General features: G+C 68.3%; 29 protein-coding genes. 11 read left to right on the forward strand and 18 right to left on the reverse strand.

The window, feature by feature from the left end:
• A complete protein-coding gene (locus ACXPWS_RS19545) occupies window positions 1-414 on the reverse strand; it encodes a Zn-ribbon domain-containing OB-fold protein (protein WP_458708241.1) in 414 nt (137 codons plus the stop codon).
• A complete protein-coding gene (locus tag ACXPWS_RS19550) occupies window positions 415-1,620 on the reverse strand; it encodes a thiolase family protein (RefSeq protein WP_458708242.1) in 1,206 nt (401 codons plus the stop codon).
• 183 nt (window positions 1,621-1,803) lie between these two features.
• On the opposite strand from ACXPWS_RS19550, the gene ACXPWS_RS19555 reads away from it, so the two are divergent.
• Complete coding sequence (locus ACXPWS_RS19555; RefSeq protein ID WP_458708243.1) at window positions 1,804-3,330, forward strand: PE-PPE domain-containing protein; 1,527 nt, start codon at window positions 1,804-1,806, stop codon at window positions 3,328-3,330.
• A gap of 8 nt (window positions 3,331-3,338) precedes the next feature.
• Here the strand turns inward: ACXPWS_RS19555 and hflX are convergent, their stop codons facing one another.
• Genes hflX through ACXPWS_RS19575 form a run of 4 tightly spaced genes read right to left on the reverse strand, consistent with a single transcriptional unit; the run spans window position 3,339 to window position 7,246 of the window.
• Complete coding sequence (gene hflX, locus ACXPWS_RS19560) at window positions 3,339-4,742, reverse strand: GTPase HflX (RefSeq protein WP_458708244.1); 1,404 nt, start codon at window positions 4,740-4,742, stop codon at window positions 3,339-3,341.
• A 52-nt stretch (window positions 4,743-4,794) separates the two neighbouring features.
• On the reverse strand, window positions 4,795-5,670 hold the full coding sequence (gene dapF, locus ACXPWS_RS19565) for a diaminopimelate epimerase (protein ID WP_458708245.1): 876 nt from the start codon (window positions 5,668-5,670) through the stop codon (window positions 4,795-4,797).
• Complete coding sequence (miaA, locus tag ACXPWS_RS19570; protein ID WP_458713608.1) at window positions 5,667-6,566, reverse strand: tRNA (adenosine(37)-N6)-dimethylallyltransferase MiaA; 900 nt, start codon at window positions 6,564-6,566, stop codon at window positions 5,667-5,669. Before miaA ends, dapF begins: the two co-directional genes overlap by 4 nt.
• The gene (locus ACXPWS_RS19575) at window positions 6,566-7,246 is read right to left on the reverse strand and encodes a class III extradiol ring-cleavage dioxygenase family protein (protein ID WP_458708246.1); all 681 of its coding nucleotides are present in this window, start codon (window positions 7,244-7,246) and stop codon (window positions 6,566-6,568) included. The genes miaA and ACXPWS_RS19575 overlap by 1 nt, the downstream gene beginning before the upstream one ends.
• A 279-nt stretch (window positions 7,247-7,525) precedes the next feature.
• Here ACXPWS_RS19575 and ACXPWS_RS19580 point away from each other — a divergent pair, with 279 nt between their 5' ends.
• Window positions 7,526-8,857 carry a DUF349 domain-containing protein gene (locus tag ACXPWS_RS19580; protein WP_458708247.1) on the forward strand — a complete coding sequence of 444 codons (1,332 nt, stop codon included), beginning with the start codon at window positions 7,526-7,528 and terminating at the stop codon, window positions 8,855-8,857.
• Here the strand turns inward: ACXPWS_RS19580 and ACXPWS_RS19585 are convergent.
• Both ACXPWS_RS19585 and miaB read right to left on the reverse strand, forming a co-directional pair.
• On the reverse strand, window positions 8,854-9,432 hold the full coding sequence (locus tag ACXPWS_RS19585; protein WP_458708248.1) for an Rv2732c family membrane protein: 579 nt from the start codon (window positions 9,430-9,432) through the stop codon (window positions 8,854-8,856). The genes ACXPWS_RS19580 and ACXPWS_RS19585 overlap by 4 nt on opposite strands.
• Complete coding sequence (gene miaB, locus ACXPWS_RS19590) at window positions 9,420-10,958, reverse strand: tRNA (N6-isopentenyl adenosine(37)-C2)-methylthiotransferase MiaB (protein WP_458708249.1); 1,539 nt, start codon at window positions 10,956-10,958, stop codon at window positions 9,420-9,422. Before miaB ends, ACXPWS_RS19585 begins: the two co-directional genes overlap by 13 nt.
• Window positions 10,959-11,039: 81 nt before the next feature.
• On the opposite strand from miaB, the gene ACXPWS_RS19595 reads away from it, so the two are divergent.
• The 5 genes from ACXPWS_RS19595 to ACXPWS_RS19615 all read left to right on the forward strand — a co-directional run bounded on the left by ACXPWS_RS19595 (window position 11,040) and on the right by ACXPWS_RS19615 (window position 14,940).
• Entirely contained in the window at window positions 11,040-11,768 is a 729-nt protein-coding gene (locus ACXPWS_RS19595) for an amino acid ABC transporter ATP-binding protein (RefSeq protein ID WP_458713609.1), read from the forward strand.
• A 17-nt stretch (window positions 11,769-11,785) separates the two neighbouring features.
• Window positions 11,786-12,589: a glutamate ABC transporter substrate-binding protein gene (locus ACXPWS_RS19600; protein ID WP_458708250.1), complete on the forward strand. Its 804-nt coding sequence runs from the start codon at window positions 11,786-11,788 to the stop codon at window positions 12,587-12,589.
• Between the two features lie 14 nt (window positions 12,590-12,603).
• Window positions 12,604-13,284 (forward strand): amino acid ABC transporter permease, encoded by a 681-nt coding sequence (locus tag ACXPWS_RS19605; RefSeq protein WP_458708251.1) that lies wholly within the window; start codon window positions 12,604-12,606, stop codon window positions 13,282-13,284.
• A complete protein-coding gene (locus ACXPWS_RS19610) occupies window positions 13,281-14,147 on the forward strand; it encodes an amino acid ABC transporter permease (RefSeq protein WP_458708252.1) in 867 nt (288 codons plus the stop codon). Before ACXPWS_RS19605 ends, ACXPWS_RS19610 begins: the two co-directional genes overlap by 4 nt.
• A 64-nt stretch (window positions 14,148-14,211) precedes the next feature.
• Window positions 14,212-14,940: a hypothetical protein gene (locus ACXPWS_RS19615; protein ID WP_458708253.1), complete on the forward strand. Its 729-nt coding sequence runs from the start codon at window positions 14,212-14,214 to the stop codon at window positions 14,938-14,940.
• On the opposite strand, the gene ACXPWS_RS19620 is transcribed toward ACXPWS_RS19615, so the two are convergent.
• A complete protein-coding gene (locus ACXPWS_RS19620) occupies window positions 14,912-15,505 on the reverse strand; it encodes a TetR/AcrR family transcriptional regulator (protein ID WP_458708254.1) in 594 nt (197 codons plus the stop codon). The genes ACXPWS_RS19615 and ACXPWS_RS19620 overlap by 29 nt on opposite strands.
• 120 nt (window positions 15,506-15,625) lie before the next feature.
• Between ACXPWS_RS19620 and ACXPWS_RS19625 the strand changes: the two genes are divergently transcribed.
• Complete coding sequence (locus ACXPWS_RS19625; protein ID WP_458708255.1) at window positions 15,626-16,381, forward strand: 3-oxoacyl-ACP reductase family protein; 756 nt, start codon at window positions 15,626-15,628, stop codon at window positions 16,379-16,381.
• On the opposite strand, the gene recX is transcribed toward ACXPWS_RS19625, so the two are convergent.
• The 4 genes from recX to ACXPWS_RS19645 form a co-directional block, all read right to left on the reverse strand.
• Window positions 16,378-16,911 carry a recombination regulator RecX gene (gene recX, locus ACXPWS_RS19630; RefSeq protein WP_458708256.1) on the reverse strand — a complete coding sequence of 178 codons (534 nt, stop codon included), beginning with the start codon at window positions 16,909-16,911 and terminating at the stop codon, window positions 16,378-16,380. The genes ACXPWS_RS19625 and recX overlap by 4 nt on opposite strands.
• Complete coding sequence (recA, locus tag ACXPWS_RS19635) at window positions 16,880-17,923, reverse strand: recombinase RecA (protein WP_458708257.1); 1,044 nt, start codon at window positions 17,921-17,923, stop codon at window positions 16,880-16,882. Before recA ends, recX begins: the two co-directional genes overlap by 32 nt.
• 153 nt (window positions 17,924-18,076) lie before the next feature.
• Window positions 18,077-18,268 (reverse strand): DUF3046 domain-containing protein, encoded by a 192-nt coding sequence (locus tag ACXPWS_RS19640; RefSeq protein ID WP_458708258.1) that lies wholly within the window; start codon window positions 18,266-18,268, stop codon window positions 18,077-18,079.
• Window positions 18,269-18,277: 9 nt separating this feature from the next.
• Window positions 18,278-19,450, reverse strand: coding sequence for a glycosyltransferase (locus ACXPWS_RS19645; RefSeq protein WP_458708259.1), 1,173 nt, complete (start codon window positions 19,448-19,450; stop codon window positions 18,278-18,280).
• Between the two features lie 42 nt (window positions 19,451-19,492).
• Here ACXPWS_RS19645 and ACXPWS_RS19650 point away from each other — a divergent pair, with 42 nt between their 5' ends.
• Window positions 19,493-19,933, forward strand: coding sequence for a limonene-1,2-epoxide hydrolase family protein (locus tag ACXPWS_RS19650; RefSeq protein ID WP_458708260.1), 441 nt, complete (start codon window positions 19,493-19,495; stop codon window positions 19,931-19,933).
• Complete coding sequence (locus ACXPWS_RS19655) at window positions 19,930-20,349, forward strand: DUF5313 domain-containing protein (protein ID WP_458713610.1); 420 nt, start codon at window positions 19,930-19,932, stop codon at window positions 20,347-20,349. Before ACXPWS_RS19650 ends, ACXPWS_RS19655 begins: the two co-directional genes overlap by 4 nt.
• Here ACXPWS_RS19655 and pspM read toward each other — a convergent pair.
• The 4 genes from pspM to pgsA form a co-directional block, all read right to left on the reverse strand.
• Window positions 20,346-21,158 carry a phage shock envelope stress response protein PspM gene (gene pspM / locus ACXPWS_RS19660; RefSeq protein ID WP_458708261.1) on the reverse strand — a complete coding sequence of 271 codons (813 nt, stop codon included), beginning with the start codon at window positions 21,156-21,158 and terminating at the stop codon, window positions 20,346-20,348. The two genes, ACXPWS_RS19655 and pspM, sit on opposite strands and share 4 nt — an antisense overlap.
• 8 nt (window positions 21,159-21,166) lie before the next feature.
• Complete coding sequence (gene pspA, locus ACXPWS_RS19665) at window positions 21,167-21,979, reverse strand: phage shock protein PspA (RefSeq protein WP_458708262.1); 813 nt, start codon at window positions 21,977-21,979, stop codon at window positions 21,167-21,169.
• A gap of 73 nt (window positions 21,980-22,052) precedes the next feature.
• Window positions 22,053-22,376, reverse strand: a complete 324-nt coding sequence (gene clgR, locus ACXPWS_RS19670) for a transcriptional regulator ClgR (RefSeq protein WP_458708263.1) — start codon at window positions 22,374-22,376, stop codon at window positions 22,053-22,055.
• Between the two features lie 72 nt (window positions 22,377-22,448).
• Complete coding sequence (pgsA, locus tag ACXPWS_RS19675) at window positions 22,449-23,036, reverse strand: CDP-diacylglycerol--glycerol-3-phosphate 3-phosphatidyltransferase (protein WP_458708264.1); 588 nt, start codon at window positions 23,034-23,036, stop codon at window positions 22,449-22,451.
• Window positions 23,037-23,118: 82 nt separating this feature from the next.
• Between pgsA and ACXPWS_RS19680 the strand changes: the two genes are divergently transcribed.
• Window positions 23,119-23,601, forward strand: coding sequence for an amino-acid N-acetyltransferase (locus ACXPWS_RS19680; RefSeq protein WP_458713611.1), 483 nt, complete (start codon window positions 23,119-23,121; stop codon window positions 23,599-23,601).
• Here ACXPWS_RS19680 and ACXPWS_RS19685 read toward each other — a convergent pair.
• Window positions 23,598-26,180: an FtsK/SpoIIIE family DNA translocase gene (locus ACXPWS_RS19685; protein WP_458708265.1), complete on the reverse strand. Its 2,583-nt coding sequence runs from the start codon at window positions 26,178-26,180 to the stop codon at window positions 23,598-23,600. The two genes, ACXPWS_RS19680 and ACXPWS_RS19685, sit on opposite strands and share 4 nt — an antisense overlap.
• Between the last annotated feature and the right edge of the window lie 162 nt (window positions 26,181-26,342).

Raw genomic sequence — 26,342 nt, forward strand, 5'->3', positions numbered from 1 at the left:
CTAGCCTGCGGTGTAGTGCAGAAGTGTCACCCCGGCGTCGGGGATATCAGTGAACACCGGGGCCACCGGCATGCCGACCCGTAGATCGCCGGGCGCGATGTCGACGAGCTCGGTGGCCAGCCGCGGACCTTCCTGCCATTGCACCACCCCGAGCAGATGCGGCACCGCGTCGGCGAACTGTGGTGCGACGGGCCGCTGCGCGACGGCGAAGCTGACGAGTGTCCCCGCACCCGAGATCCGGCGCCACTGCAGGTCGTCGGCCAGCGTGCCGGGGGCAAGTACCCGCGGGTAGAACACGTAGGCGTTCGAGGATGGCGAGAACTGGATCCAGATCTCGTGGCGGCGCAACCCGTCCCAGAACGGCGCGGAGGTTGGCGTGGGCAGCGGTAGCGGTCTACTCAGCGGGATGGTCATCTAGTCGCCCTCCAGCACGAGTGCTTCCTGTTCACTGAGCACACCGCCGTTGCCCGAGACGAAGGCGCGGTGGCAGTCGGCCACCTGAGTTTGCCCGGCGCGACCCATCAGCTGGCGGGTGGCGTCGCAGACGTGGTGCATGCCGCCGGCATTGCCGGGCTGGCCGTAACCCAGCTGACCGCCCGCGGTGTTCATCGGGAAGTCGCCGCGGAAGGTCAGGTCGTGATCGGTGACGAACTGCATGCCCTTGCCCTTCTCACAGAACCCGGCGTCCTCCAGGGTGAGCAGGGCGGTGATGGTGTAGCAGTCATAGATCGACACCATGTCCATGTCGGCGGGGCCCAGCCCGGCCATGCCGAACGCCGTCCCGGCCACCTTGGCCATCGAGGTCTGCAGCGGGTCGGCCGCGTAGACGGGCGACTTGAAGGGCACGCGTTCGCCGAAGCCCTTGACCCACACCGGGCGGTGCCGACCGGTCCGGGCCAACTCGGCGTTGGTGATCAGCACCGCCGAGCCGCCCATGCACGGCATCACGATCTCCAGCATGTGCAGCGGCGATGCGATGACGGGACTGCCGAGCACGTCGGCGATGGTCAGCGGCTTGTCCTTGAACACCGCGCCGGGCGTGTGATTGGCGTTGACCCGTTGGTCGACGACGATCTTGGCCATCGCCGCTTCGTCGTAACCGTAAGCGGCGGCGTACATCTGGGCGACCTGGGCGTACGGCCCGTTTTGGCCCAGGTAGCCGTACGGGATCTCGAACTCGGCCTGCGGCGAGCCGTAGCGGAAGCTGGAGGCCCCGAAGTACAGCGCGTCCCCGGGATCGTAGGGCCGGTGCTCCGACATCGGGGTGAGGTAGTTGGCCGGGATGGCACACAGCACCGCCTGGCAGATCCCCAGTTCGATGGCCGCCGCGGCCCGCCACACCATCGCCGCGCCCGACGCCCCACCGAGGTCCACGATCTCGGCGAAGTTGACGTGCAGGCCCAGATACTCCGCGACGGTGGACGGGACGAACAACTGGGACTCCATCACCCCGCAGGTCACCAATCCGTCCACCTGGTCGGCCGACAGGCCGGCGTCGGCGATGGCGGCCGCGGCCAGCCGGGCCCACTGCTCGATGATGAACTCCGGCGGGCCCGTCGGCTTACGCGTGGCCGGCAATTCGTGGAAGCCGACGATCGCGGCTTCACCCCGCAGCCCCATTGGCGCTCCCTTCCCGAGACCCTGCGACGATATTAGAATCAGAATCTACTTTCAATTCGTCGGCCAAGCGGGCCGGTCAGCGGGGCAGACAGGCCCGTCGAATTTCGTATTTACGCCTCCGTTATGCCCGCACGGTGCGACGATCGCTGCGGGGCGGGGGCCGTCTGACGACGAGGTGGGCAGATGCGGACAGTAAGACGATCGGCAGTCACCGTGCTGGCCCTGCTGACGGCGGTATTCGTCAGCGTCGCCACCGCCATGAGCATGGCCGTGGCCCTGGCCGCGACCGCGCTCATCGTGCCCGGCACCGGCACCCCGAAGGCGGGCGACGTCAGCGACTACATGACGAACGCGCTCAAGTACTACATCGCGCCGTCCAACTCGTCGTGCACCACGACCGCCAACTGCGCGCTCACCCCGATCGACTATCCCGCCCAGTTCTGGCCGATCCCCTTGCCCGGCTGGGGCGGCCTGACCGGTGACAAGTGGGACGTGTCGACCGGACAGGGACTGTCCACCCTCGATACGACGCTGAACACCACGCTCGCCGACCCGGCAAACGAGCCGGTCGTCATCTTCGGCTACTCACAGGGCGGCAATATCGTCAGCCGGGAGAAGCGCAATCTCGGCAAGTTGCCGGACAACCAGACCGCCATCTCCTTCGTGATGATCGGCAACACCAACCGGCCCAACGGTGGATTGTTCGAACGACTCGCCTTCCTGGGCCACGTGCCGATCCTGGACGCCACCTTCGGACTGCCCGCACCCACGACCACCTGCAACACCATCTGCGCCACCGATATCGCCTTCCAGTACGACGGCGTCTCCGACTTCCCGCTGTACCCACTCAATGCGCTGGCGACCCTCAACGCCATCGCCGGATTCTGGTACGTGCACGGCAGCTACCTGTCGCCCGACGGCCGCAGCGATCCGGGCGAGTTGCCCGACGGGTACACCCCGGAGCAACTGGCCGCCGAAATCGCCGACCCGGCCAATCAGACCGTCGACGGCGACACCCGCTACATCACCATCCCCACCACCACGCTGCCGCTGGTGCGGCCGTTCCTGGAATTCGGCGGGTTCACCCATACCAGCTTCATCGTCAAGCCGATCGTGGATCTCCTCGCACCCGTACTGCGCGTGCTCATCGACACCGGCTACGACCGCAGCCTCAGCCCCGGCACACCCGCGCCGTTCCGGTTGATCCCGTTGAACATCAATCCGGTCAAGCTGGCCGGCGATGTGGTCAAGGCCCTCGGCGAAGGCGTCCAGGCCGCGCTGGCCGATATCGGTGTCAAGACGTCGAAGGCGGCCAAGCCGGTCACCACGACCACCAACCTGGCGGCGGCAAAAACAACCGCCCAGGACACCCCCAAGGCCGTGCTGGACAACAAGAAGACCGAACCCGAGACCGTGGTGGCCGGCACCAAGACCGACGAAACGCCTGCGCCGGAATCCACCAAGTCCGTGGCGGCGCGGCCCAAGGTGCGCGGTCCCATCGGAGCGGGCCCGCTGGCCCAACTGGTGCGTCAGTTCGGCGACGCCCTGAAGGGCAAGCACGGCACCAAATCGGCCGACACCGCCAAGACGACCACCGAGCCCGAAACCAAGCCGGAAGCCAATCCCGCCACCGAGCCCGAAGCGAAGCCCGAAATAACCAGCAGCACAAGCGAGTCCGCTACCCCGGCGGCCGCCAAGGCCGCGGCCTGAACCGTGCCCTAACCGCTGGTGTAGTCGCGCAGGCTGGCAGCCAGCGGGGCGGGCACCCGCGCCGTGATCTTGGTGCCCTCCGCGGTGTGCTCGGTGTTGTCGATCCGCCCCTCGGAATGCACCCGGGCCACCAGATCGCCACGGCCGTACGGGATAGTGACATCGACGACGGCATCGGTCTGCTCGACCATGGCCGTCATCCGCTGCCGCAACTGGTCCAGTCCCTCGCCGGTGTGCGCGGACACGAACACCGCGTCCGGCAACGCCCGGCGCAGCTGCGCCATGGCCAGCGCGCCGGCGGCGTCGATCTTGTTGACCACCAACAACTCCGGCGCCGCACCACGGTCATGGTCGGCGTACACGTCGCGCACCACTTCACGCACCGCACTGATCTGGACCATCGGGTTCGCATCGGAGCCGTCGACCACGTGCACCAGCAGGTCGGCGTCGACGACCTCCTCCAGGGTGGAGCGGAACGCCTCGATTAGCTGGGTCGGCAGATGCCGCACGAACCCCACGGTGTCGGTCAGCACGAACGGGCGGCCGTCCTCGAGCTGCCCGCGCCGGGTGGTCGGTTCCAGGGTCGCGAACAGCGCGTTCTCCACGAGCACACCGGCACCGGTGAGCGCATTGAGCAGGCTGGACTTGCCGGCGTTGGTGTAGCCGACGATCGCCACCGACGGCATATCGGCCGCGCGGCGCTTGCCGCGCTGGGTGTCGCGGATCTTCTTCATATCGCGAATCTCGCGGCGCAGCTTGCTCATCCGCTCGCGGATACGGCGACGGTCGGTCTCGATCTTCGTCTCACCGGGGCCACGGGTGCCCACACCGCCGCCGCTACCGCCGGCGCCACCACCCTGGCGCGACATCGACTCGCCCCAGCCGCGCAGCCTGGGCAGCATGTACTCCATCTGGGCGAAGGCCACCTGCGCCTTACCCTCGGCCGAGGTGGCGTGCTGGGCGAAAATGTCCAGGATCAGCGCGGTCCGGTCGATCACCTTGACCTTGACGACCTTCTCCAGCGAGTTGAGCTGGGCCGGTGACAGCTCACCGTCACAGATGACGGTGTCGGCACCGGTGGCCAGCACCGTCTCGCGCAGTTCCTGCGCCTTGCCCGAACCGATATAGGTCGACGGATCGGGCTTGTCGCGGCGCTGGATGAGGCCTTCGAGAACTTCCGAACCCGCAGTCTCGGCGAGGGCGGCCAATTCCGCCAGGCTGGCGTCGGCCGCGGCGGCGGTGCCGGAGGTCCACACCCCGACCAGGACCACGCGTTCCAGGCGCAGCTGGCGGTACTCGACCTCGGTGACGTCGGCCAGCTCGGTGGACAGACCGGCGACGCGGCGTAACGCCGCGCGGTCTTCCAGCGCGAGTTCGCCGGTGCTGGGGACGGTGATTTCAGGTCGTGTCATGAGCGACTTCCGATGGTGTCATGCCGGCCGGTGACGATGCATCCGAATTTCGTCACGCCGGGTCGCGCCACCATCGGTCGGCCAGTTCGCCGGTGGCAACGAGTACGGACGGGCCACGCAGAAAGCTGGTGGCCTCGGTGATGGTGACGGTCACCTCACCGCCGGGGATCCGCACCCGCAAGGTGCCGGTGCTCTCCCCCACGTGCTGCAGTGCCGCCACCACGGCGGCCACGGTTCCCGTTCCGCACGAACGGGTTTCGCCGACACCGCGTTCGTGCACACGCATCGACACGGCGCCGTCCACCGGGGCGGTGAGCACCTCGACGTTGACGCCGTCGGGGAACTGCGCCGCGTCGAAGGAAACCGGTGCCGCGACGTCGAGCACCGCCAGCGTCGCGGCGCTCAGCTCGGTGACACACGCCAGGTGCGGATTGCCGACGTCGACGGCCACGCCGTCGAAACTGCGCCCGGCCACCACGGCCGAACCGGCGCCCAGCACGTTCGCCTTACCCATGTCGACGGTCACCTCGGCGCGGGTGGCGTCGTCGGGATCGAATCCGTGCACCACCACCGGGCGCGGCCCGGCAAGGGATCCCACCACGAACTCATCGCGCTGCTCCAGGCCGGCGGCACGCAGGTAGTGGGCGAAGACGCGCACCCCGTTGCCACACATCTGGGCGATCGACCCGTCGGCGTTGCGATAATCCATGTACCAGTCCTGCGCGGCCACGCCTTCCGGGAGCGCCGGGAAGACCTCGGCGGCCAGCGCCGCCCCCGCGGTGGTGACGCGCAGCACCCCGTCGGCGCCGAGCCCGCGGCGCCGGTCGCACAACGCGGCCACAGCCGCCGGTGTCAGATCGAGTGCGGCGTCGAGGTCGGGCAGCAGCACGAAATCGTTCTGCGTGCCGTGTCCCTTCGCGAACTTCACTTGTCCAGGATAGCCATCGCGGCGTCGGCCAGGTCCGGCGCCGAACCGTCCAGCCAGTTCACCCGGTGGTCCCGGCGGAACCAGGACCGCTGCCGCCGGACATATCGGCGGGTGCCCACGAACGTGGGTTCGCGGGCGGCCGCGCCGTCACCGCCGGTATCGAGGTCGGCCAGCACCTGGGCGTAGCCCAGCGCACGGGAGGCGGTGACACCGGCGCGCAGCCCGCCGGCGATCAGTCCGGTAACCTCCCCGACCAGGCCCTCATCGAACATCGTGTCGGTGCGCAGGCGCAGCCGCTCGTCCAATATTTCGGTATCCCAATCCAGTCCGACGATCACGGTGTCCCAGCGCGGCCTGCCGATCCGGGGTGCCGACGCCGCGAACGGCGCACCGGTGAGTTCCACCACCTCCAGCGCGCGCACGATGCGCCTGCCGTCGCTGGCCAGGATCGAAGCACCCGCCTGCGGATCGACCCTGGTCAGTTCGGCGTGCAGTGCGGCGACCCCCACCTCGGCCAGCCGCGCCTCCCAGCGGGCCCGCACCACCGGATCGGTGGCCGGGAACGACCACTGGTCCAGCAACGACTGGATGTACAGCATCGAACCGCCAACGATCACCGGCACCGCGCCGCGTTCCATGATCGCCTCGATATCGGCGGCCGCGCCTTCCTGATAGCGGGCGACCGAAGCGTTGACGGTGACATCGATGACGTCGAGCTGGTGGTGTGGGATGCCGCGGCGCTGCTCGACCGGCAACTTCGCCGTCCCGATGTCCATGCCCCGGTAGAGCTGCATCGCGTCGGCGTTGACGATTTCCCCGCCCAGCCGCTCGGCCAGATCCAGCGCCAGCGCCGACTTGCCCGTCCCGGTCGGCCCGATGACCGCGACAGGCCGGATCACGGCTGCCACACACCCACGAAGTAACCCACGCCGTACGGCGCGCCGCGATACAACTCGGTGGCGCCGGACGGATTGCCCAGCCCGGCCAGCACCTGAAAAGCCACCCGGCCCACCACGCCAGGGCCGGTGGCGGCCAGCGCGGCGGTGTCGCCGGCGGCCAGGGCATCGTCGAGCGAGGCCTGCACGGCCACCGAATCCGGATCGTGGCCACCGGGTGCCGACGGCGTCAGGGTGCGCGCCCCGTCGGCGACGACGAGCACCCCGATGGCGTCGCCGGCCGCATCGATCGCGGCGCGCAGTTCCCGGCCCGCACCCAGCGCGGCGTCGGCATCCAGATCGTCGCGGTACACGTGCACCTCGGCGTGCGCGCCCCGCGCCGCCTCGCCGCGCACCCAGCCCGCGATCAGCGCGCACAGCGGCAGCCCGGTCAGCGGACCGCCCGCGCCCGGCGACAACTGCACCCGCAGGTCCACCCCGTACCCGGCGAACGTGCCGGCCGCGTCGGGCCCGATCAGCCCGGTCTCGGCGCCGGTGCCGACCACGATCCAGCGCGACGGCAATGCCGCGGCGGCACTCATCATCGCGGTACGCACGTCGACCAGTTCGGCCGCGGCCGCTCCGGCCAGTTCGGGCACCAGCACAGGAGCCGACGGGATCACTGCGATGGCGGCCAACACCCCGAACACGTTATCGCTAGCGCCTGGCCGGCTCCTGCGCCCAACCCGCCGCGCCGCGGGCCAGCGCTCCCGCCGGCAGGGACGCGCTGGTGGATGACGTCACCGACGGCCCGTGCGTGCCGCCGGACGACGCAATATCGCAACCGGGAAGTGGGCACGCATCGCCAAGGCGTACGCACGTCCGACAGTGACCTGCTTCAATAGCGAGCGGAAGCTATCGGGCGCCGCGTCGCGCGGCAGGTGCGCGGGTCACACCGCGCGGAGGTGTGAGGAACTCTTATGACGACCAGCGATTCGGGTACCCCCAAGCCGGCACCACGTCCCGGCCCGAGGCCAGGTCCGCGTCCGGGCCCCCATCCGAGCGCCGCGACCGCGGCGCCGGTGGTGCCCACCACGCCCGGCGTCGATCCGCACCGGTTCGGCCGCGTCGAGGCCGACGGCACCGTGGTGTTGATCACCGCCGCCGGTGAACGGGTGATCGGCTCGTGGCAGGCCGGTGACGTCGAGGCCGCGTTCGCCCACTTCGGGCGCCGGTATGACGATCTGCACACCGAGGTCGCGCTGCTGGAGACCCGGCTCGCGTCGGGCAGCGGTGACGCCCGCAAGATCAAGACGGCCGCGGCCGGCCTGCTGGACGGGCTCCCCTCCGCCGCCGTGCTCGGCGACGTGGATGCCATCCACGCCCGGCTGACCGCCATCATCGAGCATGCCGGGGATGCCGCGGCGGCCGAACGGGCGCGGCGCGAAGAGCTCCGGGCCACGCAGACGGCCCGCAAGGAGGCGCTGGCCGCCGAGGCCGAGGAGCTCGCCTCGACCTCCAGCCAGTGGAAGGCCGCCGGGGACCGATTGCGCGAGATCCTCGACGAGTGGCGCACCATCACCGGGCTGGACCGCAAGACCGACGACGCGCTGTGGAAGCGCTACTCGGCCGCCCGGGAGGCGTTCAACCGGCGCCGGGGCTCGCATTTCGCCGATCTGGACCGCGAACGCGTCGGTGTCCGCCAGGCCAAGGAGGCCCTGTGCGAGACGGCCGAACGGCTCAGCGACTCGACCGACTGGGCGGCCACCGCGGCCACCTTCCGGGATCTGCTGGCGCAGTGGAAGGCCGCTGGCCGCGCCGCCAAAGATGTCGACGACGCGCTGTGGGCCAGGTTCAAAGCCGCGCAGGACAAGTTCTTTGCCGCCCGCAACGCCGTCAACGCCGAGCGGGACGCGGAGTTCGAGGCGAACGCAACCGCCAAGGAGGCGCTGCTGGCCGAGGCCGAGGCGCTCGACATCGCCGATGCCGACGCGGCGCGCTCGGCATTCCGGGCCATCGGCGACAAGTGGGATGCCATCGGCAAGGTTCCGCGCGAGCGTTCCGCCGAGCTCGAGCGCCGGCTGCGCGCCGTCGAGAAGAAGGTTCGCGACGCCGGTGCGGTCAGCCATGTCGATGCCGAGGCCGTCGCCCGCGCCAACCAGTTCCGCGAGCGGGCCGAGCAATTCGAGAAGCAGGCCGAGAAGGCTGCCGCGGCCGGCCGCACCAAGGATGCCGAGCAGGCCCGGGCCAGTGCCGCGCAGTGGCGCGAATGGGCCGGGACCGCCGCCGAGGCGGTCACCAAGAAGCGCTAGGCCGGCGGGTCGTCCCCGAAGTCGTCGAGCAGGCCCTTGCTCTGGCGCTTGGCGACGGCCCGGCGCCGCTGTTCCTCGGCGGCCAGCTGCACCGCCGTGCGCGCCCACACCACCCGGGCCCAGTTGTAGGCCAGCAGGATGACCGCGATCCAGCCGACGATCAGCCCGATTCCCGGTCCCGGATGACCGTGCGTCGCGGTCTGGCGCGACCACACGGCCAACATCCCGGCCGGGCAGGCAACCGCCGTACCGGCCAGCGCGATCCAGGCCAGCGTCCAGCGCCGGGTCAGCAGCGCAGCGATCGAGAATCCCACCCCGAACACCAGCGCCAGCCAAACGAACACCCGCGACGGCAGGGCCACCCCATCCGAGATCGCGGTCTGGTCACCGACCAGCACGTCGAGCCCACGGGTGGAACCCATGTGCGGCAACACAAATGACAGCGCGATCACGAACACCAGGATGGCGACCACCATCGCCCGTACGCCGGGATCGATCTCGGAGGCGACCCGTCGCTCGGCGGCCTCGATATCGTCCTTGTACGCGTCGAAGTCCTTGTCGCTCATCGTGAGCATCCCGATTCCGCCGGGGCGGCCGGCGGTGCGCCCACCCCTGGCATACCCAGGCCGACACCGGTGACCGGCCGTAGCCCCGCCGCGTGGGCGTCCCCGGCCCGGGTGCGGCGGTGGCTCAGCACCGCGCCGTCGGCCACCAGGTGGTGCGGCGCCGCGCGGGTGATCACGGTGGTGACGACGTCACCCGGGCGGATATTCGCCGCACCGGGGGCGAAGTGCACCAGGCGGCCGTCGCGGGCCCGGCCCGACATCCGTGCGGTGGCGGCGTCCTTACGCCCCTCGCCTGCGGCCACCAGGACTTCGACGGTGGCACCGATCTGCGCCTTGTTCTCCTGCCAGGAGATGTCCTCCTGCAGGTCGATCAACCGCTGATAGCGTTCGCTGACAACCGCTTTGGGTAGTTGGTCGGGCAGGTCCGCGGCCGGGGTGCCGGGCCGTTTGGAGTATTGGAAGGTGAACGCGCCGGCGAAGCGGGCCTGACGCACCACGTCCAGGGTGGCCTGGAAATCGTCCTCGGTCTCGCCGGGAAACCCGACGATGATGTCGGTGGTGATGGCGGCGTGCGGGATCACGGCCCGGACCCGGTCGATGATGCCCAGGTAGCGGTCGGCCCGGTAGGACCGCCGCATCGCCTTGAGTACCCGGTCCGAGCCGGACTGCAGCGGCATGTGCAGGGTCGGGCAGATATTCGGGGTGGCCGCCATCGCGTCGATCACGTCATCGGTGAATTCGGCGGGATGCGGCGAGGTGAACCGGACTCGTTCCAGGCCGTCGATGCGTCCGCACGCGCGCAGCAGGTCGGCGAAAGCGCCGCGGTTGCGCGGGATGTCCGGGTCGGCGAACGAGACTCCGTAGGCGTTGACGTTCTGCCCCAGCAGGGTGATCTCCAGGACACCCTGGTCGACCAGCGTCTGCACCTCGGCCAAGATGTCGCCGGGCCTGCGGTCCACCTCCTTGCCGCGCAGCGACGGGACGATGCAGAACGTGCACGTGTTGTTACAGCCCACCGAAATGGAAACCCATGCCGCATAAGCCGATTCACGCGAGGCCGGCAGTGCCGACGGGAATTCCTGTAACGCCTCGGCGATCTCCACCTGCGCCACCCGCTGATGCCGCGCCCGTTCGAGCAGCACCGGCAGCGAACCGATATTGTGCGTCCCGAACACCACGTCGACCCATGGCGCCTTGGTCAGCACCGCGTCACGATCCTTTTGCGCCAGGCACCCACCCACGGCGATCTGCATGTTCGGGTCCGCGATGCGCCGGGGGGCGAGGTGACTGAGGTTGCCGTAGAGCTTGTTGTCGGCGTTCTCCCGCACCGCGCAGGTGTTGAACACCACGATGTCGGCATCGGCGCCGTCCTCGGCGCGCACATAACCGGCGGCGTCGAGCAGGCCGGCCAGGCGCTCGGAGTCGTGCACGTTCATCTGGCAGCCGTACGTGCGCACCTGGTAGGTGCGTGGGGTCGAATCGGCGCCTGCGGGCGCCCAGCCCTCGCGCGCCACCATGGAAGTCACGACGATCATGTTACGGGGGCGCCGATATCCCCCAAGCTGAGCGTTCCCTGGGTAGGGTCGGATCCCATGACCACCGCGGCCTCGGTCCCGATGATCTCTATCCAGAGCGTCGACAAGCATTTCGGCAGCTTGCATGTCCTCAAGGACATCAATCTCGACGTACCGCGCGGCCAGGTGGTGGTGATCCTCGGGCCGTCGGGATCAGGCAAGTCCACGCTGTGCCGCACCATCAACCGCCTCGAACCCATCGACTCGGGCACCATCTCGATCGACGGTGTCGTGTTGCCTGCGGAAGGCCGCAAACTCGCGGAGTTGCGCTCCGAGGTCGGCATGGTGTTCCAGTCGTTCAATCTGTTCGCGCACAAGACAATCCTGGAAAACGTCGCCCTGGCGCCCATCAAGGTGCGCAAGGCCGGTAAGGAAAAGGCCCGCGCCGAGGCGCTGACACTGCTGGAACGGGTCGGCATCGCCAACCAGGCCGACAAGTACCCGGCGCAGTTGTCCGGTGGCCAGCAGCAACGGGTGGCCATTGCCCGCTCGCTGGCCATGCACCCCAAGGTGATGCTGTTCGACGAGCCCACCAGCGCCCTCGATCCGGAGATGATCAAAGAGGTGCTGGCCGTGATGACCGACCTGGCCACCGAGGGGATGACCATGCTGGTCGTCACCCATGAGATGGGTTTCGCCCGGCGGGCGTCCCAGCGGGTGGTGTTCATGGCAGACGGCGCCGTGGTCGAGGATGCCGAACCCGAGCAGTTCTTCAGCAATCCGCAGTCCGACCGCGCCAAGGACTTCCTCGGCAAGATCCTGAACCACTGATGCAAAAGGAGCGCTCAATGTCTCTGCGATTCCGGATGGCCGCCGCTGTGCTGGTTGCCGCCCTACCGCTGTCCCTGGCCGCCTGCGGCGGCGGTGACGACAGCAAGAAGGTGACCGTCGGTATCAAGTTCGACCAGCCCGGCCTCGGGTTGAAGAATCCGGACGGCACCTTCAGCGGTTTCGACGTGGACGTCGCCACCTACGTCGCCGGTCAGCTCGGGTACAAGCCGGAGGACATCGAGTTCAAGGAGTCCCCCTCCGGACAGCGCGAGACGCTGATCCAGAACGGCCAGGTCGATTACATCGTCGCCACCTATTCGATCACCGACGCCCGCAAGGAGAAGGTCGACTTCGGCGGGCCCTACCTGATCACCGGGCAGAGTCTGCTGGTCAAGGCCGACAACTCGGAGATCACCGGCCCGGAGTCGTTGCAGAACGGCAAGAAGCTGTGTTCGGTGAGCGGCTCCACCCCCGCACAGCGCATCAAGGACAAGTACCCCGGTGTGCAGTTGCAGCAATACGACACCTACTCGGCGTGTGTCGAGGCGCTCAAGACCGGCGCGATCGACGCGGTGAGCACCGATGAGGTCATCCTGGCCGGCTACGCCGCCCAGAGTCCCGGCACCTTCAAGATCGTCGGCAAGCCGTTCTCCGAGGAGCGTTACGGCATCGGCCTGAAGAAGGGCGACACCGACCTGCGCACCAAGATCAACGCCGCGATCACCAAGATGGAGACCGACGGCGCGTGGAAGTCGGCGTTCGAGAAGAATCTCGGCCCGGCCGGGATCGCCACGCCGGCGCCGCCGGCCGTCGACAAGTAGACCGCGCACGATCTGTGGAGATCTTCAGCGAATACCAGGACCGGATCTTCGCCGCGTTCTGGATGACGATCCAGCTGACGGTGTACTCCGCCATCGGTGCGCTGGTGCTGGGCACCGTTCTGGCGGCGATGCGGCTCTCCCCGGTTCCGGTGATGCGCGCGTTGGGCACCAGCTACGTCAACGTGGTGCGCAACACGCCGCTGACGCTGATCTTGGTGTTCTGTTCGCTCGGTCTGGGTAACACGCTGCACATCACGCTGACCGACCCGATGTCGCCCACGTCGATCGCCGACAGCGGTTTCCGGCTGGCGGTGCTCGGGCTGACCGCCTACACCGCGTCGTTCGTGTGTGAGGCGATCCGCTCCGGGGTCAACACCGTGCCGATCGGACAGGCCGAAGCGGCCAGGTCACTGGGCCTGACCTTCAGCCAGAATCTGCGGATCATCTTGCTGCCGCAGGCTTTTCGCGCGGTCATCATTCCGCTCGGCTCGGTGCTGATCGCCTTGACCAAGAACACCACCATCGCCTCGGCGATCGGTGTGGCCGAGGCGGCCCTGCTGATGAAGGAGATGATCGAGAACACTGCGGCACTTCTGCTGGTGGGCAGCATCTTCGCGGTCGGGTTCGTGATCCTGACTCTGCCGCTGGGGCTGCTGTTCGGCTGGCTGGGCAAGCGCTGGGCGGTGCTGCGATGAGCGCATCGGTTCTCTACGACGCGCCGGGCCCACGCGCCCGGGTGCGAAATCTGATCACCGCCGTGCTGACGGTCCTGGTCTTCGCCGCGATCCTGGCCTGGGTGATCTGGAAATTCGCGGCGGCCGACCAGTTCACGGCGGCCAAATGGGAACCCTTCCTGACGGCCAATCTGTGGAAGAACTACGTACTCGAGGGTATCGAGGGCACGCTGACGGCGGCGGGGCTGTCGATCGTGCTGGCGCTGGCGCTCGGATGTGCCCTCGGGGTGGGCCGGCTGGCGCCGGTGCGCGCGGTGAGCTGGTTCTGTGCGACGTTCGTGGAGTTCTTCCGGTCGGTCCCGGTGCTGATCATGATGTTGTTCGCGTATTCGCTGTTCGCCGCGTACGACGTGTTCCCGTCCAGGCAACTGGCACTGGCCGGCGTGGTGACCGGTCTGACGCTGTACAACAGCGCGGTGATCGCCGAGATCGTCCGCACCGGCGTGCACGCGCTGCCCAGAGGCCAGGCGGAAGCGGCCTCGGCGCTCGGCCTGACCTGGCTACAGACCATGCGGTCCATCCTGTTGCCTCAGGCCATCACCTCGATGCTGCCGGTACTGGTGTCACAGATGGTGGTGGTGCTCAAGGACACCGCCATCGGCTACCAGATCACCTTCATCGAGATGGTCCGGCAGGGCACCAGCGTCGGGACCTCCTACGGCAATCTGATTCCCGCTCTGATGGTCATCGCGGCACTGATGATCGCGTTGAACTTCGCGCTGTCGTCGTTCGCGACGTGGCTGGAGGCGCGGCTGCGCAGGTCCAAGAAGGGTCCTGAACCGGTCGCGCCCAAGGCGTTCGTGCAGGACGGCTCGGCGATCTAGGCGCGTTGAACCGGATCGCGGCCGGGCACGTGTCGTGAGTGTGTCCGGTCGCCTGGTGCGTGTGATGGTTCCCGTGCTCCTGGCCGCCGCGCTGGTCATGCCCGCGCAGGCGTCCGCCGAGTCGACGGGGCCGCCACCTCCGGCGCCCGCACCGGGCGAACTGATCCGCAGCCAGGTGGACTTCCACCTCGACCTGGCGGTCGACTTCATCGTCACCGGAGCCGCGTTGACCGGCCGGATCCTGCCGGTACCTGCGACCTTGTTCCGTGAGGTCGGCACCGGCACGCCTGCGCCGGTCGCATTGCGCCACGCCCTGGTCACCCTCGCCGATGTCGAGTTCGACGCCGGGCGGCGCCTGGTCGGGTACGCCCGCGACTACGCGGCTTTCCAGGTGCAGTTCGTGACCGGTCTGCTCTCGGCGTTGCCGGGCCGGTTGGGTGACCTGGTGGTCGCGGCCGGGGCGGCGGCCACCGCGTTCGTGCAGCGGGCCGCCGATGTCGCCGTGCAGGTGGTCGACGTTGCGCAGACGGCGCTGCACCGTGCACTGGGCGCTCCGACGGCAACGTCACTGCCGCGCTCGACCGTCGCGCATCCCGGCGGCACGTCCGCCCGAGCGGCGCTCGACGGCCCCCGGCCGGTGCACCAGGCTCCCGCGCTGCGGCGTCCGAAACCCCATGTCGGAAAACATGACTCGGCAGGCACGGCACACGCCCAGGCGGCCGGGCCCGGGCGGGAGCACCGGCGCGGACCGTCACCGAAGAACGCTAAGGGCGTGGTTGCGGCCACGCCTTGAGCGCGCGCTCGGCGATCTCGTGGAGTTCGTCGCGGGAGGTCCCGCCGGCGGCCTGCACGGCTATGCCCTGACAGACCGACGCGATCCAGCGGGCCAGCGCGACGGGGTCCTCGCCGGGCAGCTCGCCCGCGGTCTGGGCTTCGGCGAACCGCTCGGCCAGCACGTCGACGCCGGCCGCGCGCATCTGGGCCAGGTCGGCTTGCAGCGTTGCCGATTCCGCGCCTACCGCCAGTGCGCTCTGCACCAGCAAGCAGCCAGGTGGGCGGTCCGGCGCGGATGTCGCATCGGCCGCGCCGTGGGTCATCGCGTGGGCGACATCCCACGCGGTGGGCTGCGCCAGTGCCGCAGCAGCATAGGCTCCGGGCCCGGCGACGTAGCGCTGCACGACCTCGCGGAACAACTGCTCCTTGCACCCGAATCGGTCATAGAGGCTGCGCCGGTTGATTCCGGTGGCGGATGTCAGATCGCTGATGGACACGCCGTCATAGCCGTGCCGCCAGAACATTCGCATCGCCGTGTCGAGGACGGCATTCGAGTCGTATCCCCGCGGCCTGCCGATCGCCATGTGCCACCTCTGATGTGATGCCCACCACACCCGGAATGAACCCGATCGACGGTGGCTTTACCTGATCGTAGTTAGTAACCGATCGGTTCGAAAGACCTATCCCCATCAGCTGGAGCAGATATGACCACCACTTCCACCGCCCCGCTGGCCGGACGGCGCGCCCTGGTCACCGGCGGATCGCGCGGCATCGGCGCCGAGATCGTCCGCCGCCTCGTGGCCGATGGCGCCGCGGTGGCCTTCACCTATCAGTCGTCGGCCGAAACGGCCGAGGCACTGGCGGCCGAACTCTCGGCCTCCGGCTCGACCGTGGTGGCGATCCGGGCCGACAGCGCCGACGCCGATGCGGTCAACACCGCGGTCGACGAGACGGTGTCGCGGTTGGGCGGGTTGGACATTCTGGTCAACAATGCCGGCATCGCCTATGCCGCACCGCTGGAGGATTTTCCGCTGGAGGAGTTCGACCGGTTGGTGGCGGTCAACGTGCGCGGCGTCTTCGCGGCGATCCAGCGGGCGGTACCGCATCTGGGTGACGGTGGCCGGATCATCACCATCGGCAGCGTGAACGCCGACCGGGCACCGATGACCGGGCTGTCGGTGTACGCGCTCACCAAGGCGGCCGTGGCCGGACTCACCCGTGGCCTGGTCCGCGAGCTGGGGCCGCGCGGTATCACCATCAACACCATCCAGCCGGGTCCGGTATCCACCGATATGAACCCCGAGGTGGGTGGGTTCTCCGACCAGGTGCGTCCGTTCATCGCCGTCGGGCGTTACGGGCAGCCGCGCGATATCGCCAGTGCGGTGGCCTATCTCGCGTCGCCAGAGGCCGGTTACGTCACCGGGGCGACCTGGAACATCGATGGCGGTTTCGTCATCTAGACGGCCCGACGGGCCCGTTCCTGCGCCAGCTGAGTTTTGACCACGTCGAAGGCCATCGTCTGGTGATAACCGCGGCGGGCCAGCATGCCGACCAGCCGCCGGGTGATCTTGACTTCATCGTCGAGGCTTTCCCGGCGCAGCTTGGCCGCCACCAGTTGCTCGGCCTGCACCCGCCACTCCCCCGCATCGACACTGCCCAGTGTCTCGGCGATCACGTCGGCGTCGACACCCTTGGTACGAAGCTCGGCGGCCAAGGCGCGCTTGCCTTTTCCGGAGTTGGTCCGGCGCTCACGCACCCACTGCTCGGCGAAGGCGACGTCGTCGATCAGCCCGACCTCCGCGAGCCGGTCCAGCACCCGGGCGGCGACGTCATCGGGATAGCCGCGCTTGGCCAGCTGCCCTTCCAACTCGGCCCGGGTGCGGGCTCGCACGGTGAGCAGGCGCAGACATACATCCCGCGCCTGCTCGTCGCGCTTGAGACCCTCAGCCGGCCCGGTCTCAGAAGTCGACCGGGGCGGGAAGAACGTCATCGTTGGTCACCACGGCTCCGATGCCGAGCTTCTCCTTGATCTTCTTCTCGATCTCGGCGGCGGTATCGGGGTTATCGAGGAGGAAGTTGCGGGCGTTCTCCTTGCCCTGCCCGAGCTGTTCACCCTCATAGGTGAACCACGAGCCGGACTTTCGGACAAAGCCGTGCTCGACACCCATATCGATGAGCGAGCCCTCCTTGGAGATGCCCTTGCCGTACAGGATGTCGAACTCGGCCTGCTTGAACGGCGGCGCCATCTTGTTCTTGACGATCTTGCAGCGGGTGCGGTTGCCGACCGCGTCGGTGCCGTCCTTGAGGGTCTCGATCCGCCGGACATCCAGACGCACGGAGGCGTAGAACTTCAGTGCCTTACCGCCGGTGGTGGTCTCGGGTGACCCGAACATCACGCCGATCTTCTCGCGCAGCTGGTTGATGAAGATCGCGGTGGTGTTCGAGTTGCTCAGCGCACCCGTGATCTTGCGGAGCGCCTGACTCATCAGGCGGGCCTGCAGGCCGACGTGGCTGTCACCCATCTCGCCTTCGATCTCGGCGCGTGGCACCAGCGCGGCCACCGAGTCGATGACCAGGATGTCCAGCGCGCCCGAGCGGATCAGCATGTCGGCAATCTCGAGTGCCTGCTCCCCGGTGTCGGGCTGGGAGACCAGCAGGGCATCGGTGTCCACGCCGAGCTTCTTGGCGTAGTCGGGGTCGAGGGCGTGCTCGGCGTCGATGAACGCCGCAATACCGCCGGCGGCCTGCGCGTTGGCCACCGCATGCAGTGCGACGGTGGTCTTACCCGATGACTCCGGTCCGTAGATCTCGACGACGCGCCCGCGCGGCAGCCCGCCGATGCCCAGCGCCACGTCCAGCGCAATCGACCCGGTCGGGATGACCGAGATGGGCTGGCGCACCTCCTCACCGAGGCGCATCACCGAGCCTTTGCCGTGGTTCTTCTCGATCTGGGCCAATGCCAGTTCGAGTGCCTTTTCGCGATCCGGTGCCTGTGGCGCCATGGTGATACCTCTCCGGTAGTCGTGCGGTTGACCGGTGTTCCGATCGGTTGGCCGTGACACTAGGACAGGCCACCGACAAGTCGGCTGCGGTCGAACTGCACCCACATTAACGAACAGGTGTTCGATGGCAAGACAGACACGCCGAGGCGCGATTCACCACTCGGCGCGGGGCACTTCGAAGTCCGCACAGAGCGCCCGCCAGACCTCGCGCGGCTCGACTCCGGCCTCGATGGCCTGCGCGGCGGTACACCCGAACCCGCTCATCACGTGATCGACCAACACCGAGGCGCCGTAGGCTGCGCCGAACTGACCGCTGACGCGTTCGTTGAATTCGGTGAGCCGCACGCCACCAACCTACCCAGCAGCCGACAACGCGTCATGGCACACCCGTACCGGATCTGCCACCTCGGCAAGACTCTGCGCCGCCCGCCGCGCCGCCGCGCGATGGGCCGGCCCGGACAGCACCCCGGACACCGCCGCCGCCAACGATTCCGCGGCCAACGGGCGGACGAGCGCACCGCTTCCTTGTCGCACAACGCGATTGGCGATCTCCCACTGATCGCCGCCACCGGGCACCGTCACCAGCGGCACACCGTGCAGGAGCGTCTTTGACACGATGCCGTGCCCGCCACCGCACACCATCACGTCGGCCCGCGCGAGCAGTTCGTCCTGGCGGCCCAGACCCACCACCGCCCACGGCGGCACCTCCACCGCGGGGCCGCTCAGCCGGGACACCACCACCCGCGTCCCGTCGGGCACAGTCCGGCCCGGGATCAGACACTGCAGCGCCAGTTCGGCCAGCCCACCGGTTCCGGTGGTGGCCGTCGAGGGCGCCACCACCACCAGCGGGCCGTCCCCCGGCGGGGGTTCCAGTACGGCCGGGGTCGGTTCGAAGTGCAGCGGCCCGACGACCACGGCTTCGGCCGGCCAGTCTGGCCGGGCCACTTCGAGGGCCGGCAGGGTCGCGATCAGCCGGCGCAAGGGACCCGGGTCCGCGCCGGGCAGCCCGATCCCGATCCGGGCCCGCGCCCGCTGCCGGTCGCCATCGCGGACCGATCGGGCGGTGAGCGCCCGCATCAGCGTGTCGCGGGCCCGCCCGCGCACTCCCACGCCGGGTGCCAGGCCACTGCCCAGCGGCGGCAGACCCTTCGACGGCAGATACAGCGGGTGCGGGCTGAGTTCGACCCAGGGCACCCCGAGCAATTCGGCGGCCATTCCGCCGCACACTGTGATGACGTCGGAGACCACTAGATCCATTGCCAGCGAACGCAAAAGGGGAACATTGCGGTCCGCCATCCGGGCCGCACGCTGATGGATCTTGGCTCCGGCGTCGCCGTCGTCGTCGCCGTCCTGTAGATCGAGTCCGGCCAACGGCGCCGCATCCACACCGGCGGCGCGTGCAGTGTCCAGCCACTGCGCCCCGGTCAGCAGCGTCGGGGTGTCCCCGGCGGCGAGAAACCGCAGGCACAGGGCGATCGCCGGGAACGCATGCCCGGGATCAGGCCCGGCAACCACCGCGACACGCACGCGCCCACCCTGCCACACGCTGCACCAACTACCCTGAGGGACATGACCGAGCAGCAGGTCGCCCCCGTCGGGGCCGCCAACATCGCCACCGTCGAGGCGTTCCTGAACTCGTTGCGTGCACCCGACCTGGATGCCGCCGCGGAACTCCTGGACGACAACCTCGTCTACCAGAACGTCGGTTTTCCGACCGTGCACGGCAGGCGTCGCACCATCAAGATATTCCGGGCCATGGAACGGCCCGGTCTCGGATTCGATGTGGCGATTCACCGCTCGGCCGCCGACGGGGCGTCCGTGCTCAACGAACGCACCGATGTCCTGATCTTCGGCCCCGTGCGACTTCAGTTCTGGGTGTGCGGCGTGTTCGAGGTGCACGACGGCCGGATCACCCTGTGGCGCGATTACTTCGACCAGTTCGACTTCGCCAAGGCCATCGTGCGCGGCGTGCTCGGCGCGGTGATCCCAGCCCTTCGGCCCAAGCTCTGACCTCCGTGGCCAGAACCAAACCGAACCTGATTCAGCTGATCAGGTACTGCCTGGGCACACGACTGCCCGACTCCATGCTGGACTGGGTGCGCAACGACCTCACGGGTCCCGGCGCCACCAGGCGGGTGATGGTCCGGGTGCTGGTTCCTGCGGTGCTGATCCTGACCCCGTTCTGGTTCGTGCCCGCCGATTTCGTGGTCCGGGCCAGCATGACGATCCCGATCCTGATCCCGTTCATCTACTTCTCACACGCGCTGAACAAGATCTGGCGGCGTCACATGCTTCGGGTGCACGGCCTGGACCCGGCCCTGATCGACAAGTTGCAACGGCAGAAGGACTCTGCCAAGCATCAGTCGTACATCGAACGGTTCGGCCCCCGTCCGGATTCGGCCGAGCAGGGCACCCACGACATCTAGGCTCCGCGTAACCGGCCCAGCTCGTGGTAGGCCATTGCCCAGCCATGCAGCCGATCGGTTGCCCCGGTCAGCTCGTCACGGTAGCGCTGGGCGGGGATCTGAGATACCGGTCCCGCATTCACCGTCGACACCAATTGGGCTGCCGCGGTGACCATGTCGTCATACTGTCGAGCGCCCGAATGCAACTGGGCGGCGAAAGCGTTGATGGTCGGGGTCAGATGTGCGCGGGATTGCGGTGACGCCGCGGCCGCACGTTCCATTGCCACCACCTCGGCGGCCGTCGCGGCCATCGTCGACGCCGTCTGCGCCGCCACGGCGGATATCTCCCGCAGTTCGCCCGCCGGCAGTAGCCGCGACCGCCCCAGCACGCCCAGCAGCGACAGCAGCCCGCGTTCCGATGATGCCAATGCGCCCATCGGCTGACGTGCCGCCGACCCCCGGGGCGGGAGCCTGCGCGGTGCCGGGGTCTCCGGCAGCGACTCACGACGCAGCCATCGATACCGGAGGAACAACAGGGTGGCCGGGAACGCAGCCGCCGCCGCGATACAACCGGTGACGATCAGCGCCCACACCGGCGTGCTCCAGGACGCCAGCAGCGCAGTCAGCAGAATCCAGAACCCGGTGGTGGCCGCGAAGAACCAGCCCAGCCGCCGGGCCCAACGCCGCTTACGCAGCAGTTTTGCCCGGGGGTCGGCCGCCGCCGCGAGCTTCTGGGCGAGCACGTCGGAGAATTCCGCGGCGGTGTCGACGCCGCGCTGGATCAGCCCGGACATGGTGTCCCGCCGGCCCTGATGCGAACTCCCCGCCATGTCGAAACCTACTGGGAGAGACGATCTTCGGGGGCCGCGGCCGGCGGGTTGACCGCCGGGGTCGACGGCGCGGCGGCGGCACCACCGGCGGGCAGCTGGTCACCGCGCATCGAGGCCCGGATCTGCTCCAGCCGGGAATGCCCGGCCATCTGCACGCTGGCCTGCTGAACCTCCATCATCCGGCCCTGCACGGAGTTCTGCGCCAGCTCGGCCGCGCCCATCGCGTTGGCGTAGCGGCGCTCGATCTTTTCGCGCACCTCGTCGAGGTTCGGGGTGGTGCCGGGAGCGGCGATCTCGCTCATCGACTGCAGCGACTTGCTGACCTGCTCCTGCATCTTGGCCTGCTCCAGCTGCGAGAGCAGTTTGGTGCGCTCGCCGATCTTCTGCTGCAGCACCATGGCGTTCTGCTCGACGGCCTTCTTGGCCTGCCCCGCGGCCTGCAGCGACTGGTCGTGCAGCGACTTGAGGTCCTCGACGCTTTGCTCGCCGGTGACCAGCTGCGCGGCGAACGCCTCGGCGGCGTTGGTGTACTCGGTGGCCTTGGCGGTGTCACCGTTGGCGGTGGCCTGGTCGGCCAAGGTCAACGCCTGGCGCACGTTGGCCTGCAGCTTCTCGATATCGGCCAGCTGGCGGTTCAGCCGCATCTCCAGCTGGCGCTGGTTGCCGATGACCTGAGCGGCCTGCTGGGTCAGGGCTTGATGCTGGCGCTGCGCGTCCTCGATGGCCTGCTGGATCTGCACCTTCGGGTCGGCGTACTCGTCGATCTTCGAGTTGAACAGCGCCGCGATGTACTTCCACGCCTTGACGAACGGATTGGCCATGGGAACGTTTCCGCCTTCGAATCTGTCGGGATTGCGCTTTTGTTTGGTGCCAACCTATCGGTTCGCGCACATGTCAGGCCACCGCCATTGAGACGACCTGAGGAATGACGACCTTTGTGGTGGCATCGATGCGCCCGACGCTCCGGCCTGCACCCACCTCACGGCGTGCCAATTGCTCGCCCGCATCGAACAGCACCCGGGACAACGGCACCTCCAGCGCGTCGCAGATCGAGGCGAGCAGCTCACTCGACGGTTCCTTGCGGCCGCGTTCGACCTCGGAGAGGTAGCCCAGGCTGACCCTGGCGGCGTCGGACACATCGCGCAGGGTCCTGCCCTGAGTGGTCCGCGCATGCCGCAGCACGTCGCCGATCACTTCGCGCAACAAAGTGGTGGTCATCGCGGTCTCCTTCAACGTCAACGGGCTGACCTACTTGGGTCAACGCGACCGGTGCGCCGTCGGTTCCCGATCTCAGGAACGCGTCCGGGAATCCTTGACGGCCGACACCACGTAGTCGATACCCGTGAACACCGTCAGTACCACCGCGACCCACATGATCACCGTCGCGGTGGTCAGCCACAGCCCCGACAGCGGAAGGATGTACAGCCCTATCGCAACGGCCTGGACCAGGGTCTTCAGCTTGCCGCCCCGGCTGGCCGGGATGACCCCGTGGCGCAGCACCGCCAGCCGCAGCACCGTCACCCCGACCTCGCGGACCAGGATGACCACGGTGATCCACCACGGCAGGTCGCCGAGCATCGACAGGCCGATGAGTGCAGCACCGATGAGTAGCTTGTCGGCGATCGGATCGGCCAGTTTGCCGAACTCGGTCACCATGCCGTAGCTGCGGGCCAGTGCGCCGTCGAAGTGGTCGGTGATGACCGCCACCGTGAAGACGATGAATGCAACTGTCCGCCAGACCGTTTCATGGCCGTCGCCGACGAACAACGCGTAGACGAATACCGGGACCAGTACCAGGCGCACACCCGTCAGCAGATTGGCGACATTCGCGACGGACGCACGGGGCACCGTGGGATCAGTGTCTTGTTGGCCCGGCACGGGCAACACAATATCGGTTGTGCGAACCGATACTCTCGCTGCTGTGAATGAGGCGCCTGATCAGCCGGTCGATTCCCTGACTGTGCGCAGGGCGCGCACGTCCGATGTACCGGCCGTCAAGGCGCTCATCGACATCTATGCCGGCAAGATTCTGCTGGAGAAGAACCTGGTCAACCTCTATGAGGCGGTGCAGGAGTTCTGGGTCGCCGAACTCGGCGGCGAGATCGTCGGCTGCGGCGCCCTGCACGTGTTGTGGGCCGACCTGGGCGAGGTGCGTACCGTCGCGGTGCACCCCAAGGTGCGCGGCAAGGGCGTCGGGCACCGGGTGGTCGCCAAACTGCTCGAGGTGGCGCGCGAACTGCACCTGCGGCGCATCTTCGTGTTGACCTTCGAGACCGGTTTCTTCGGCAGCCACGGGTTCACCGAGATCGAGGGCACACCGGTGACCGCGGAGGTGTACGACGAGATGTGCCGCTCATACGACACCGGTGTCGCCGAGTTCCTCGACCTGTCCTACGTGAAGCCCAACATCCTCGGCAACACCCGGATGCTGCTCAACCTCTAGAACTCGTCCTCGTCGTCCGCGTCGGCGCCGTTGGCGTCCGCCCCGCCCCGGATGAGCGCCAGGGTGCCGGCCAGCTCATCGGGCTTGACCAGCACCTCGCGTGCCTTGGACCCCTCCGACGGCCCGACGATCTGACGGGTCTCCATCAGGTCCATCAGGCGTCCCGCCTTGGCGAAACCGACCCGCAGCTTGCGCTGCAGCATCGAGGTGGACCCGAACTGCGAGGACACCACCAGTTCGACGGCCTGCAGGAAGACGTCCATGTCGTCACCGATATCGGGATCGACGTCGGTGCGTTCCCCGGTGGGCTTGGCCTTGGTGACGCCGTCGATGAATTCGGGCTCGGCCTGGGCCTTGGTGGCCTCGACGACGGCCTGGATCTCCTCGTCGGTGATGAACGCGCCCTGCAGCCGTTGCGGCTTGTTCGCGCCCATCGGCAGGAACAGCCCGTCGCCCATGCCGATCAGTTTCTCGGCGCCCGGCTGGTCCAGGATGACGCGGGAGTCCGTCAGCGACGACGTGGCGAACGCCAGGCGGGACGGCACGTTGGTCTTGATCAGACCGGTGACGACGTCCACCGACGGACGCTGGGTGGCCAGCACCAGGTGGATGCCGGCGGCACGGGCCTTCTGGGTGATCCGCACGATGGCTTCCTCGACGTCGCGCGGTGCGGTCATCATCAGGTCGGCCAGCTCGTCGACGATGGCAAGGATGTACGGGTAGGGCTTGTACACCCGCTCACTGCCCAGCGGCGCGCTGATCTCCCCCGAACGCACCTTCTCGTTGAACACGTCGATATGGCGCACCCGGGACGCCTGCATGTCCTGGTAGCGCTGCTCCATCTCCTCGACCAGCCACGCCAGCGCGGCCGCGGCCTTCTTCGGCTGGGTGATGATCGGGGTGATCAGGTGCGGGATGCCCTCGTACGGGGTGAGCTCCACCATCTTCGGGTCGATCAGGATCATCCTGACCTCCTCCGGGGTGGCCCTGGCCAGCAGCGACACCAGCATCGAGTTGACGAAGCTGGATTTACCCGAGCCGGTCGAACCGGCCACCAACAGGTGCGGCATCTTGGCCAGATTCGCCGAGACGTATTCGCCCTCGATGTCCTTTCCGAGGCCGATCACCAACGGGTGGTGGTCGCGGCGAGTGGTGGGCGCGGTGAGCACGTCGGCCAATCGCACCATCTCGCGGTCGGTGTTGGGCACCTCGATGCCCACGGCCGACTTGCCCGGGATCGGTGCGAGCATGCGCACGCTCTCGGTGGCCACCGCGTAGGCGATGTTGCGGTGCAGGGCGGTGATCTTCTCGACCTTCACGCCGGGGCCGAGTTCCACCTCATAGCGTGTGACGGTCGGGCCGCGGGTGCAGCCGGTCACCGCGGCGTCGACCTTGAACTGCTGCAGCACCGAGGTGATGGCGTCCTTCATGGTCTCGTTGGCAGCGGTCAGCTTCTTGGGCGGGTCACCGGCGACCAGCAGCTCCAGCGAGGGCAACACGTACGGCCCCTCGACCACCCGGTCGAGTACCAGGGTGTCGTCCTGTTTCTTCTTCTTCGGCGCTTCCAGCTTCTTGCGGACCGGCTTGGGCGCTTCTATCGCACGCGGCTCAGGCAGGGTCGGCTCGTCCGACGGCAGCGGGTAATTCTCCATCGGCGTGCCCGCCGGCCGGGGCAGCTCAGCGGTCGGCCAGGTCTGCCCGTCGCCGTCGCCGTAGCCGGCGGGGTCGTCGTAGTAGCCGTCCGAGAAGTCATCGGCGAACTCATCGCCTCGACCGGCCGGCGCGGCCGGATCGTCATCGTAGTACTCGTCGTCATAGTCATCGTCGTCAAAAGCTCTGGTGCGGAACATATCCCGCAAAGTGTCGGGTAGCTCCCTGATGGTGGTACCGGTCACCAGCAGCAGGCCGAACATCACACCGATCACCAGCAGCGGCGTGGCGATCCACACCGTGAGCCCGTCCGACAGCGGCCCACCGATGGCGAAGCCCACGAAACCGGCCGCGTGGCGGCGCGCTTCGGGATCCTGCGGTGCGCCCGACCAGATGTGCCAGACGCCGAGCACCGGCAGCGCGATCATCACCGAGCCGAGAATCAGCCGGGGCCGCGCATCCGGATCTGGTTCGGTGCGCATCAGCACCACGGCGAGCACACCGAGGATGAGCGGCACCAGCACCACCGCGCCACCGATGACGGTGCGGACGGCGACATCGACCCAGCCGCCGACAGGCCGCGCGGCGTCGAACCATGAACTCGCCGCGACGATCACCGCGATACCGAGCAAAGCCAGGGCAATGCCGTCGCGGCGATGCCCCGGTTCCAGATCGCGGGCGCGTCCGACCGAGCGAGCCGTCGTCCCGGCGCCCTTGGCGAGCATCAGCCAACCGGCCCGGGTGCCACGGCCCACCGCCGCCCCGGCAGAGGACAGCGGTGACGCGGTCCGGCGCGGTGCGGGCCTGCCGGGCTTCTTGCGGGGTGCAGCGGGGCGCGCGGGTTTGGCTCCCCCGCGTGCACTGCTCGCCGAACCCGCCTTTGACCTGGTCGAACGGGTCGCAGACCTGGCTGCGGTCTTGTTGGCCATGCCTGCCAGCCTAGTCGCAAACACCTCAGTTTCAACATCTGCCACACCAGTCACAAATGCGTCTCGATTGCCTATCAATGCGCAATAACGTGCACAAATGCGCGGTGACCGCCGCCATGTCAGCTAGGTAGGCTAGACAACTGTCCGGTCACACCCACCGAG

The organism is Mycobacterium sp. BMJ-28 (assembly GCF_054404835.1).